The organism is Arthrobacter sp. JSM 101049 (assembly GCF_041679245.1).
Lineage (GTDB): Bacteria > Actinomycetota > Actinomycetes > Actinomycetales > Micrococcaceae > Arthrobacter_H.
In genome coordinates this window covers 57,144-69,012 of sequence record NZ_JBGFFC010000004.1, presented here as the reverse complement: position 1 = coordinate 69,012, position 11,869 = coordinate 57,144, and the positions used below count along the sequence as shown (strand labels likewise).

Here is an 11,869-nt window from a genome sequence, read left to right as displayed (position 1 = left end):
CCGCCACCGCCGTTTTTAGCCGGCGCCCCGGGCGCGGCCCCACCAGGGCGTGTCCGCGATGAACTCCAACACCGTGATGCCCTTGCCGTAGCGGCGCCGTGCACCGAGGAGCAGGTGGGCGCGGGGCCGTCCGTTCGCCACCCGATAGCGCTCTCCCGCCAGGACCCACGGCTCGCCCACCTCGAACCGGCGATGGCCGCCGACAACCTGCGAGGCGGCAGTGCCGAGCACGAACTGGGCGAGGCGCGGAGCGCTGCCCAGCATGACCAGTTCCGGGTGCCGGACTGCGGTAAGCCCCATGCTGTAGGACAAGCGCCCGGCCGGGTCCTCCGACTCGACATGCGTCACCATCCAGCCGGAGCGCGCGATCTGCTCGTCGTCGCGTCGCAGCGATTCCTGGATCGACATCCCCTGGCAGATCTCGCACATCAGGCGCCGACCTTGCCGCGGGCCAGCTCGAGCACTCCGCCGGGACGCAGCGCCTTCGGCGGTGCCGCAGGTGCCGGGACGACCTGCAGGACTCCGATGATTCCCTCATAGCGCACGATCGCCTGCGTGAGCTCGATGCTGTGGGCGTAGCGCCGCAGGATCAGTTCCCGACCTCCGGGACCGGTCGCGGTGCCCGGTTGCAGCCGCGCCGGGCACTCCGCGAGCCGGTCCACCAGCGCATGCAGGATCCCGTGGGCCACCCCGTAGGCCACCTCGCGGATGATCAGCTCGGGTTGGTCCAGTCCGGTCAGCCCGACCGTATAGGCGACGGGCACTCCGCGCCGCCCGATCGCGTGCTCGACGAACCAGTCCCCCGGCGGCGGAGCCGCCGCCGGTTCCAGCCGACGGGCTAAGGTGCTGCAGTTGGTACACATGATGCCTCCTCACCGGCACCGGTCGCCCCGTCGCGCCCGGTGCCACAGACACCAGCATCGACGGGCCGCGAAGGCCGGGGCACGTGAGATCGGCAGGGTGTGCACAACGAGCGGCCGGATCGGACCTGTGGGGGTGCCGTGGAAGTCCGCGAACCCGTCGGCCGGCGGTGGCCGGTGGCCGGTGGGGAACCGGCTGGAGGGCTCTGCTAGGCGTGCACGATCCCCGGGTCCACGAGCGTGGTGTGCCGGGCGTAGGCGGCCAGCAGCGCACGTTCGACGTCGGGGACGGTGAGGCCCGGAACCAGGTCCTCGGCGGCCCCGGCGGTGGCCGGATCGAAGGGCAGCGCCATGTCGCGGTAGACCGCCTCGAGCACGCGGCGCAGTGGCGCGGAGTCCTCCACGACGAACACGCTGGCGAACAGCCAGGCCCCGGCCACGACGCGTTGCGCGGTGCCCACGAGCTTCACGGGACCGGTTGCGGCCGACAGACTGCTCGGGATCCCGTGGACGCTGAATTCCCCGGGGCAGTATTCACCTGGGATCTCCCCGACCCCGGCGGCGATGCCCAGCGATCCCAGGGCGTTCGCGTACAGCTCCCCCAAAACCCGGAAGCGCTCCTGGTGGCCCCCCATCGCCTCGGCCGCCGGTTCGACGTGGTCGACGATGAGCGTCCCGCGGTGGTAGGCGGCCGCCCGGCCACCGGCTTTGCGGACCACCGGGGCAAAGCCGAGGCCTCGTGCGGAGGAGGCAGCGGCGTCGTACCCGGGTAGGCGGACGTCTCGTTGGCCGAAGGCCAGCGTCGGTTCCGGGCGGTACAGCCGCAGCGTCGCCCCGGCCTGCCCGTCGCGTACACGCTCCAGCAGCCGGATGCCCTCGAGCAGGTCGGCCGCCGGGTCGCCGACGGCCTCGGACCGCCAGATGGTCAGCGGCAGGTCGGCTGCGGGATTCCAGGCGGTCATGGTCTCGATTGTAGTTGTGGGCGTACCTCCCGGGATAATGGACGGCGTGCCTGAACGACCCCTGCCCCTCATCCTGCTCGGCGGCTCCTCCGGATCCGGGAAGTCCTACCTCGCCGAACGGTACGGCCGACCCCACATCGAACTGGACAACTTCTACCGCGAGCTGGCCGAGGACTCCCCCACCACCCCGCTGCCCCGCACCGGGTACGGCGAGGTCGACTGGGACCATCCCGGCACCTGGAACTGCGATGCGGCCGCCGAGGCCGTCCTGGCGCTGTTGCACACTGGCAGCATGCAGGTGCCCGACTACTCGATCTCCACCTCGAGCTACTCCGGATACAAGCGCGTTGACCTGGCCGGCAGCCCGGCCGTCGCCGAGGGCATCTTCGTGGACGAGATCCGGGCGCCGCTGCTGGCCGCCGGCGTCGAGGTGCACGCCTACTACATCGACGTTTCTCCGATGACGACGGCGGTGCGCCGGCTCGTGCGCGACGTCAGGGAACGCCGCAAGCCCCTGCCGTTCCTACTGCGCCGCGGGTGGGCCCTCTACCGCAGCGAGGGCCAGCTGCGCCGGCGGTACGTCGATGCCGGGTTCGTGCCCACCCCGAAGGCCAGGATCCGGGAACTGCTCGCCGCGGCCTGAGCCCGCCCGCTTCTGCTGTTCCGGCTCCCGTTGCCGGCGACCTGTCCCGGCGCCGCCCGGGGCCGAGCCGACGGAGGCTAGCGGACGGGCATCGGGCGCACGGTGAGGATCTGTTCGCTGCGTCCGAACGGTCCCTCGACGTCGTGCAGGACCGCGGAGGTCAGGCCGATGCCGTCGGTGCCGTAGGTCTGCTGCGAGGAGATGCCCAGCCATTCACCGACCGGACGGCGGTGCATGTGGATCTGCAGGTCCACGTTGGGGAACATCCAGGACGCCGGGCCGGGTGCCACGCGGGGGGCGACCCCGTTGGCGGTGTCCACCATGCCCAGCAGGCGGACCATGTCATCGGAGGCCTCGCCGTCGACCATGGAGTTCGGGTTGCGCATCCAGACCATGCCCTTGCCCAGGCGCAGTCCGGGCTCGACGCGGAACTCGAGCTGTTCGATGTAGCCGCCGGGCCACATGTCCATGCCCTCCCAGGCGGGAAGCTCCTCCGGATGCGTGACCTGCGGGTCCTCGAGGCCGGCCACGGAGGTGGAATCGTGCGTCTTCAGCCGCCAGGCCCGGGCGACGATCGCCGTGCGGCCCTGGCAGGCCATCTCGGCCTCGACGAGTTCGATGGTCTTGCCGGGACGGACCATGCGGGTGGTGATCTCGATGTCGCCGCCGTGGATGATGCCCAGGATGTCCAGGCTCACCCGGGCCATCCGCATGTCCTCGCGCGGCTCGAACTTCTCGAGCTCGTGCACCAGCAGCCCGGTGGCCGGGGCCATGTGCTGTTCGTGGGCGTTCCAGGCGCCCTGGGTGTGGATGGTGGAGCGGTACCTGCCCGGACCGAGCGGAACGTAGAAGGACGTGGGCGCCGAGCCGTCGGGAAGGTGGGCGAGGTGGTCGGCGGAGGCGTCGGGGTTCTTCCCCTGGCCGAGCGAGGTCGCGGTCATGGATCCATCCTTTCAGCACGGCGCAGTGGGCACCAGATTTTCCAGCCTAACCGCTTTCCCGGGTTCCTTCTCCGCAGGCCGGGCGGCTGCTCAGGTGCCGCAGAAGGTGCGGTAGGGGCCGAAGTCGTCCGGTGCGCCCGCAGCGTACCGTTCCAGGCCGGGGCGTTCGCGGTACGGGTCGGTCACCGCGTCCAGCAGGTGCATGAACGGATCCATGTCGCCGGCCGTCGCCGCGTCCAGGGCCTCCTCCACCAGGTGGTTGCGCGGGATGTAGGCCGGGTTCACCTGGTCCATCAGGTCGGCGTCGGGGCCGAGCTCCCGCCAGGATCCAAGCCAGGCATCGAGGGCTGTGGGGTCGGTGAACAGGCTGCGCACCGGCTCGGCGTCCCCGCACGCGGCGGCGCCGAGCCGGCGGAAGAAGGAGGTGTAGTCGATCCGTTCCTGTTGCAGCAGGGCGATGACCGCGTCCACGGCGCTCCCTGCCGCGTTCTCGTCACCCGTCGGGCCCTGCGCCAGCCCGAGCTTGCGGCGCATCCCCTCCGACCAGGCGCTGCTGTACTGGTCGCGGAAGGTCCGCAGCGAGGCCATGGCCAGTTCGACGGCCCGGTCCTCGTCGTCGTCCAGCAACGGCAACAGGGCTTCGGCCAGACGGGCCAGGTTCCACTCCGCGATGACCGGCTGGTTGCGGTAGGCGTAGCGCCCCTGGGTATCGATTGAGCTGTACACGGCGGCCGGGTCGAAGCCGTCCAGGAAGGCGCAGGGGCCGTAGTCGATGGTCTGTCCGGAGATCGTCATGTTGTCGGTGTTCATCACGCCGTGGACGAAGCCGACGAGCATCCACTGGGCGACCAGCCGGGCCTGGACGGCGACGACGGCGTCGAACAACGCGAGGTAGGGCCGCTCCGCGGTGGCGGCTTCGGGATGCAGCCGTGCGACGGCGTGGTCGGCCACGCGGCGCAGCAGCGCCGCATCGCCCGAGGCCCGCGCGTACTGGAACGAACCGACCCTCAGATGGCTCGAGGCGATGCGCGCCAGGACCGCACCGGGCAGCATCTCGTCGCGCCGGACCATGCCGCCGGTGGCCAGCACGGCGAGGGACCGGGTGGTGGGTACACCGAGGGAGTGCATGGCCTCGCTGACGAGGTACTCGCGCAACATCGGACCGACAGCTGCCTTGCCGTCGCCACCGCGGGCAAAGGGCGTGCGGCCCGAGCCCTTGAGGTGCAGGTCGTGCAGCGTGCCGTCCCGTCCGGTCAATTCCCCCAAGAGCAGGGCCCGGCCATCGCCCAGCCGCGGTGAGTAGGAACCGAACTGGTGCCCGGCGTACCCCTGTGCGACGGGGGTGGCCCCCTCGGGCAGGATCGTGCCTGCCAACAGCCCGAAACCCTCGGGACTGCGCAGGAAATCCGGTTCCAGGCCCAGCTCGGACGCCAGCTCGGCGTTCAACACCAGCAGTCGCGGGTCCACGGGCGACTCGGCCTGCCAGGCAACGGAAAGTTCGGGCAGGTCATGGGCAAAGTGGCCGCCGAGGACGGCGGTTCCCTGGAGTGCAGCGCTCATCATTCGACCATACGCCGAGCTCCCTCCGGGTGTCGTCCCCCCGGGCGGTAGACTGCCCGGATGCAACGCCCCGGATCGGCCCCGCCCCGCGCCAGCCGGCGCCTCGGACTGGGCATTGCCGCCGTCGTGGTGGTTCCGGTGGGGCTGGCCGCCCGCTTCCTGCTCGACGGTTGGGTCGGCGACGCCGCAGGCGGTGTCCTGTATGCGGTCCTGGTGTACCTGTTGGTGGCGGTCGTCGCACCGTTCTGGCGTCCACGGACGGTAGCCGTGCTGGCGTTGGCCATCAGCTGTGCCGTGGAGCTCCTGCAGTTGACGCCGCTCCCCCGCGAACTGGCTGCGGCCGTGCCAGCCGTCCGACTGGTGCTCGGGAGCACCTTCGTTCCCTCAGATCTGGTGGCCTACCTCCTGGGTGTGGTGGTGGCCTCGGCGGTGGACCACCGGGCGATATCAGCGGCGGGCCACAGCCCGCGGTGATTCAGCGGTCGCAGGGACTGCACTTGTGCGAGCCACGCTCGTGGCCTGGACTGCCGGCATACGTTGGGCCGGACCATGGCACGTTTTCGAGGGGCCTCAGGCAAGGAACGTCGGCCATGTCAGGCCGATGATTCGCCATACGCGTCCATGAACATGCCGATCAACCCGTCAATGGCGTGTTCGTCGATCGGCAGGGGCGTCAACAGCCACCGGTAATAGAGCGCTCCGGCCAACACTTCGGCCGCGTACGTCAGGTCCACGTCCCTTCTAAGCTGCCCGTGGCGTTGAGCGAGTTGAACACGGTCCAAGGTCCGCTGCTCGACGGTTGCGAGGAACCTCCTGTGAAGGGTCTCCCTGAACTCGGCATCCGATTGCGCATCGGCAATCACGGCGCGGTAGATGGGGCCCATCGGGGGACGCGACAAGCCCCGGCTGGAGCGCACGAACTGCTCGCGCAGGTCCTCCCGTATCCGACCGGTGTCGCGGTAGTCCAGATCGCTGATCCACACATGGTTGAGGGCGTCCAAAAGGAGTTCCGAGATCGACGACCAGCGCCGATAAATCGTATGCTTCCCCACGCCGGCGCGACGGGCGATCGCCTCGATCGTCAGTCCCCGGTAGCCGACCTCCGCGGCAAGGTCGAGCGTCACTTCCAGCAGCTCCAGAGTGCGTTCCCGCCCTCGACGGCGCGGTGGCGTAGGCAATGACGTCATGGAGACATGCTACCACCAACGGCACGAAGCGTGCCGTTGACATCGTCGTCAGGGGTCACTAGCATGACCGGCATCGGTACGAACCGTGCCGTTAGCGGGAAGCGGCTTGGATACGGCGTTGACTCGCTTTAAACCAGACCATGAGAGAGGACGCCCGAAATGGTCACCAGCACCACGAGCACCCAGAATTCCTTTTTCTGCCGAAGAGCGCGCCGCCATCAAGGAACGTGCCAGGTGAGCCAGGGCAGCGGCACGTCGCATCTCCCCTGTAGAGAAGGCCGCCGAGGCCCGACAAGCCGTGCTCGAGAAGATCGCCGAGATGCCACAACCGGATCGATCCATCGCCGAGCGCATCCCCGCGATCGTCGAGGAGGCCGCGCCACAGCTCGCGCCGAGGCTCTGGTACGGCATGCCTGCCTACGCGCAAGACGGTGCCATCGTGTGCTTCTTCCAGAATGCGGACAAGTTCAAGGCGCGGTACCCGCCCCTCGGGTTCAGCGACAGGGCCCACCTGGACGACGGTCCGGCATGGCCCACGAGCTACGCAGTCACCCAGGTCTCCCCGGAGGTCGAAGAACGGATTTCCGGGCTGATCCGCCGCGCCGTCGGCTGATGGCCTCGACACCCAGCCGGTCACCCGGCCGCTCAAGAATGAAACGATGAGGAGATTCCGATGAAAACCATGACGTGCCGCCAGTTGGGCGGCCCCTGCGACCTGGCCCTCGAGGGGCAGACCGCCGACGAAATCATCAAGGCACAGGATCGCCACCTGCGTGATTCCGTCCGGGCGGGCGACGAGTCCCACCAGCCTGCCCACGAGGCGATGAAAAGCAGGTGGCGGCATCCAAGGAAGGCGATGGGCTGGTACCGCGACACCAAGAAGGCCTTCGCCGATCTCCCCTGAGCCGGCCTGGTCCTCCCCGGTGCCCTCTGCCCCCAGGAAGCCGGCGTGAGAAAGGCCCGGGCCTGCGGAATACCACAGGCCCGGGCCTCCCGCCGCCCACACGGGCGCTGGGGCTCAATCGGTGCTTTTGTGAGACGCCGACCTATGTGAGCAAATGCTCAGGTACGGAAACGCCTTGTTAGCGCGGATCTTTGCTTATGCAGCTCCGCATCATCAATCTTGCAAACTGAACATTTCCCGACGCGCGGCGATGGATTGATAACTGCGGGCCCGGGCGTCAAGAGCAGGCTGGTCACCTAATGACTCAACCGGCAGCGTGGTCGGTGATGTCGATGCTGAAAGCGGCCCCCATCGACGGAGTACTCGACGCCGTTGTCCACGGCCCCCAGAGGTGCAGTCGTCGATCCTCGCCGGTTCGGCAATGATGGCGGCAGCCGGGGCCGATACGTTTGCCCATCAGCTTTCAGGTCTGTCCGGCGTCATGGCTCACATGGACGGTGCCGCCTGGGGCGCGATCCGCCGGCAGTGCCCGAATCGGCGAACGCGTTGAACAGCAGCAGGTGTGTCCCGTCCGGGATACCAATGCTTCGTCGGTGGAGCGCTGGACCCCCGGTTCGGCAGGCTTCCTGACGCCCGGCTGGGGCACATACATCAAGTGGGTATGTGCCTCTCAACGGCAAAAGATGCGTGTATGCCCTACGCATTATTCTTGTACACGCATTAAATGCGTGTAGTATGGCTGCATGACTTATCCGGCGTTAGGCGCCCTGCTGCGCAAAGCTCGCGAGGCCCGCGGCCTGGATCAGAGCGCGGTCGCGCGCCAAGTTGGTCTTCGGCAGCAAGCAATTAGCACCTGGGAACGAGGTGCGTCGCGTCCTCGCGTCAATCAATTGCCTCAGCTCTGCGAACTCCTTGATCTGAACCTGTCCACGGTTCGGGCAGCTGGAGATTATGACGCCCCTTCGAGCCCTGCGGGTCGGCCACGTCCTCAAGTGCTGCCTTTCGAACAACTTAGCGACGAGGCGTTCGAGGCCTTTGTGCGCGACCTCTACCGCGGTCTGCATCCGGCGTGGGAGGTCACACGGAACGGTTCTACCGGCTACAAGCAATTTGGTGTCGATGTGTTCGCAACAGGGGAAGACGAACGAGTAGGCATCCAGTGCAAGCACGAAAAGCGCTTTGGGCCGGCCGACATCCAGAAAGTGGTAGAAGAAGTCCAGCCCCAGGCCGAGATCACGTCAGGACTGATTGCGCTCAGCCGTCCGACGGCTAGCCCCGAAGCGCGGCTTGAGGTACGGAAGCACCCTGGATGGGCGCTTTGGGACGGCGAGGATTTAGCGGCGCGAGTGCGCGAGCTTTCGAAGGAAACCCAGCTCATGCTAATTGATGCCTATTTCCCTCGCCTGCGGGAATTGTTCCTTGGCATAGCGGACCCGTCGCCTTGGCTGCCCTTGGCCGAGTATGAGCCGGCCCTTGCCGGTCGGCTCGGATACGACAAGCAATTCGGCCTTGTAGGACGCGACGAGGAATTAGGGCGGCTCACTCAACTGGTCGCCAACCATGAGCCTATTGTGCTCGTGGTGGGGCGCGGCGGCATCGGTAAGACTAGGCTCCTTACGGAGTTGGCGCACACGGAGTCGGCTCGAAAAGTACGCTTCGCTTCCAAGGGTCCGGTCACTGCGGAAATGTTCGACCTCCTGCCTGAAGGCGCTCCAGTCATTGTCCTTGACGACGCTCTCAGCCTCGGCTCCTCTGCAGAGTCACTCGTTGCCGGGATCCGCACGGCTCGCCCGCATGCCACGATCGTGCTCTCAGTGCGCCCGAATCGCGAGGAAGAATTGCTCGCGAAAATGTCGATTGCGTCAGCCACTGCCAACAAAATCAAGGTAGAAGTTGCCGATCTGCCACTTCCCCAGGCTGAGGAGCTGGCACGTGCAGCGCTTGGCGATACCGCATCGCCTAGGACGGTAGAGCAGCTGGGTCTCATTGGATATGACTGTCCGTTGCTCATTGTTGTCGGTGCACACCTCGTTAAGGAAGGACACCTCCCGCCTGAACTGCTCTACGGAAAAGCTGGCCTTCGCGCGGAAATCCTGACGCATTTCGCCGACATCCTTATGCGAGGTTCGCACGAAGACAGGCAACGCGCCGTCCTTGACGCGATTGCCTCCGTACAGCCCGCTCGGCTTGACGATGCAGACTCGCTCGGCGCTCTCACGGCATTGAGCGAGCAATCTGAACACGCTGTCCTGCGGACTATCGACGAATTGGAAGACCTCGGGGTGGTCATGCGTCGAGGCCAGTCGGTGCGTGTCGTGCCGGATCTTCTTGGTGAAGCAGTTCTGGAACGCGCCCTTGTTTCTCGTAGTGGCATTGACACAAGATGGTCGGCACGTATCGCCCAACTCGTCCGCGGCGGCGCACTTACCAATGCGATTACCAATGTCAGCCTGATCGACTGGTACCGGCGTGGGGAAATGGCTTCCCATCTGGGCGAAAGGCTTTGGGCAAGCTTGAGGCAGTCCATTCTGGACATGAGCAACTCAGAGCGCCAAAGCGTCGTCAACGGAATTGAGGCCGTGGCCGCTGTCTACGCAGAAAACGCCCTGAACCTCGCACAGCACATCATTGACCATCCTGCACCCGACGAAGAGCGTGCCATCGCCCGCATCTGGGGCGGCAACCCCTACATCACCGCTGAAGACACGAACCAGGCCCTGGCCGGCCTCGTCCGCAATGCGTCCTATGACCCGGACCAATTGGAACGAGGCATGGAACTGCTGTTTGCCATCGGACGAAGCGATACCCGCCCGGAACACCAAAACCCCGGGCATGCGATGCGCCTTCTCCGCGAACTTGGCGAGTACCACCCTCGGAGGCCCGTAAGCTTCAACGTCCAATACATCGAGATCGTCGGACGTTGGCTCGTCGACAGCTATCGAGCAGACGACTATCCTGCTCTGCTCTCGCTGCTCAAAAACGCACTGAGTATCGAAGTCACGACAACCCGTTCCAAAGGCATGTCTGTTCAGTTCACCCGTCACCCCATCAACGCGGAGGCCGTTGAACCGCTGCGAAGGCAAGTCGTGGAGCAAGCCGGCGCACACCTGCGCTCAGAACCGCGCACGGCATTGGCAGCGATCGACGTCCTGGTTGAAGCTCTACGGACGGCGGGCCGCGACGCCACCATAACCACCGAAGTCGAGCGTGTCTTCGACCTCCTCGGTGACATACTCGCGGATCCGACAGTGCCGCCTGGCGTCCGACTATCGGCAACTCTTGCCCTAGGTTGGCATGCCAAATACGGCACTGGCGAACGCCGCGACCAGGCGCGCACTCTACGTCGTCAAGTCATCATCGACGCAGACTACATGGTCACCCGATTGCTGCGCCCTGGTTGGGCACTGGACGATGCAGATGAAGGGGAAGACGAAGATTCGACGATGTCGAGATACCAGCGCTCCGTCGAATCGTCGCAGCGCATGGTCGACAAAGTACTCGGGCTCTGGTCTAAAACTCATACCGATCAGGAAGTCCTCGAGCGGTTGCACCAACTCATGCGGGACGAAGAATCGGCGTCTGGCTCGTTCCTTTCGCCCGATCATTTCCTGATCCGCCTGTTTGAATCCCGTCCTGGGTTGGCCCGTGTTGCACTCGACAGCCCCTCACGGGGGGATGAGGCGTTGATGACCACGCAGCGCATCGCGCTGATGACGCTGTTTGCTCGCAAGGACCCTTGCGCGCGCGCTGCTGCTGCGACCTTCATGGACACGGGCGCGGCTGGAGCGCACTTCGTCGCATCTGCAATTGCGAGCCTGCGCGGAGAGGCCCTGGTGGATGATCAAAAACTTGTCGTTCTCCAACTCGCAGCCCGAGACGACGAGACCATCACATCAAGGCTTCTCGGAGCGGCCCGTTGGTGGCAGCCGGAGGACCATGATCTGGTGCTGGAACTCGTCATGGGCGCACCGGTCGACCGGGACTCCAAACTGGCCGAAGTGGTGGCCGAAATACTGGCCGACGGAAGGATCGTTAGCTGGTCGGAACTTCGTGAAACCGACCGGCAAACTCTGCTTGACCGCTTCGCATTGACACCCTCATTGGACAACTACGATTTCGCCCGCCTGCTGAATCTGCAGATCCGAGACGATCCGGCGTCGGTGCTTCACCTCCTGCAAAGTCGAGTAGACAACACCGTAGATAGGGAACGCCCCTATGAAGCGCTACCCCACAATTGGAGCGAAGATCTGGAGTTTCGCTCCTCGGATTACTTTCCGACCGCACTTAACGAGCTAGCCGAATGGCTTTTGAGTGGTAGCAGTTGGCAACGGGCTATGCACGGTACGGAACTCTTCGTCCAGGTCGCGGGGCACTTCGACACAGCAGTGCTCGACGTTCTCCTTGAACTGCTCCGCACGAAAGAGGATCGCCGCATCCGGCTCGTGGAGGACCTGCTTCAGCATGCGTCCCGACAGTTCGTGCTAGAAAGCGCGGTATTCGTCGAAGAGGCGATCAAGATCGCACAGGACCTGGCGCACGATAGCAGGCGGCAACTGATCCACGGTCTTCACGCTCCGACGCTGTACGGCTCGTATTCACGCACTGTCGGCGAAGACGATCCGGAAGAGATTGCCATCCGGGACGGAGCAACTGAGATAGCCAAGCACCACCCGGAAGGATCACCCGTCCGCTCCTTCTACGAAGAGGTTGCTCGAAGCGCCGCGAAACGACTCGAGAAAGAACGGGCAGACGACCGTTCGCTACGAGACACGCGTCGCTGGTAGCCACGGATGATGCTTCCAGGGTTTCCCT

The 11,869-nt window shown here is 65.7% G+C and carries 11 protein-coding genes; 5 read left to right on the top strand and 6 right to left on the bottom strand.

The window, feature by feature from the left end:
• Positions 1–15 precede the first annotated feature (15 nt).
• The 3 genes from AB8M85_RS12455 to AB8M85_RS12445 form a co-directional block, all read right to left on the bottom strand.
• Positions 16–429 carry a DUF4262 domain-containing protein gene (locus AB8M85_RS12455; RefSeq protein WP_372699146.1) on the bottom strand — a complete coding sequence of 138 codons (414 nt, stop codon included), beginning with the start codon at positions 427–429 and terminating at the stop codon, positions 16–18.
• Positions 429–863, bottom strand: coding sequence for a DUF4262 domain-containing protein (locus AB8M85_RS12450; protein ID WP_372699145.1), 435 nt, complete (start codon positions 861–863; stop codon positions 429–431). The genes AB8M85_RS12455 and AB8M85_RS12450 overlap by 1 nt, the downstream gene beginning before the upstream one ends.
• Positions 864–1,069: 206 nt before the next feature.
• Positions 1,070–1,822: a biotin/lipoate A/B protein ligase family protein gene (locus AB8M85_RS12445; RefSeq protein WP_372699144.1), complete on the bottom strand. Its 753-nt coding sequence runs from the start codon at positions 1,820–1,822 to the stop codon at positions 1,070–1,072.
• Positions 1,823–1,859: 37 nt separating this feature from the next.
• On the opposite strand from AB8M85_RS12445, the gene AB8M85_RS12440 reads away from it, so the two are divergent.
• The gene (locus tag AB8M85_RS12440) at positions 1,860–2,465 is read left to right on the top strand and encodes a uridine kinase (protein ID WP_372699143.1); all 606 of its coding nucleotides are present in this window, start codon (positions 1,860–1,862) and stop codon (positions 2,463–2,465) included.
• Between the two features lie 77 nt (positions 2,466–2,542).
• Here the strand turns inward: AB8M85_RS12440 and AB8M85_RS12435 are convergent, their stop codons facing one another.
• Together AB8M85_RS12435 and AB8M85_RS12430 are read right to left on the bottom strand one after the other, a co-directional pair.
• Positions 2,543–3,406: a thioesterase family protein gene (locus AB8M85_RS12435; RefSeq protein ID WP_372699142.1), complete on the bottom strand. Its 864-nt coding sequence runs from the start codon at positions 3,404–3,406 to the stop codon at positions 2,543–2,545.
• 90 nt (positions 3,407–3,496) lie between these two features.
• A complete protein-coding gene (locus AB8M85_RS12430; protein ID WP_372699141.1) occupies positions 3,497–4,966 on the bottom strand; it encodes a YdiU family protein in 1,470 nt (489 codons plus the stop codon).
• A gap of 60 nt (positions 4,967–5,026) precedes the next feature.
• On the opposite strand from AB8M85_RS12430, the gene AB8M85_RS12425 reads away from it, so the two are divergent.
• Complete coding sequence (locus AB8M85_RS12425; RefSeq protein ID WP_372699140.1) at positions 5,027–5,440, top strand: DUF2809 domain-containing protein; 414 nt, start codon at positions 5,027–5,029, stop codon at positions 5,438–5,440.
• 119 nt (positions 5,441–5,559) lie between these two features.
• On the opposite strand, the gene AB8M85_RS12420 is transcribed toward AB8M85_RS12425, so the two are convergent.
• Positions 5,560–6,153, bottom strand: a complete 594-nt coding sequence (locus AB8M85_RS12420) for a TetR/AcrR family transcriptional regulator (RefSeq protein WP_372699139.1) — start codon at positions 6,151–6,153, stop codon at positions 5,560–5,562.
• Between the two features lie 298 nt (positions 6,154–6,451).
• Between AB8M85_RS12420 and AB8M85_RS12415 the strand changes: the two genes are divergently transcribed.
• From AB8M85_RS12415 to AB8M85_RS12405, 3 genes are all read left to right on the top strand, one after another.
• Positions 6,452–6,766: an iron chaperone gene (locus AB8M85_RS12415; protein WP_372699138.1), complete on the top strand. Its 315-nt coding sequence runs from the start codon at positions 6,452–6,454 to the stop codon at positions 6,764–6,766.
• A 60-nt stretch (positions 6,767–6,826) separates the two neighbouring features.
• Positions 6,827–7,057 carry a hypothetical protein gene (locus tag AB8M85_RS12410; protein WP_372699137.1) on the top strand — a complete coding sequence of 77 codons (231 nt, stop codon included), beginning with the start codon at positions 6,827–6,829 and terminating at the stop codon, positions 7,055–7,057.
• Between the two features lie 743 nt (positions 7,058–7,800).
• Positions 7,801–11,841, top strand: a complete 4,041-nt coding sequence (locus AB8M85_RS12405; RefSeq protein ID WP_372699136.1) for a helix-turn-helix domain-containing protein — start codon at positions 7,801–7,803, stop codon at positions 11,839–11,841.
• Positions 11,842–11,869 lie beyond the last annotated feature (28 nt).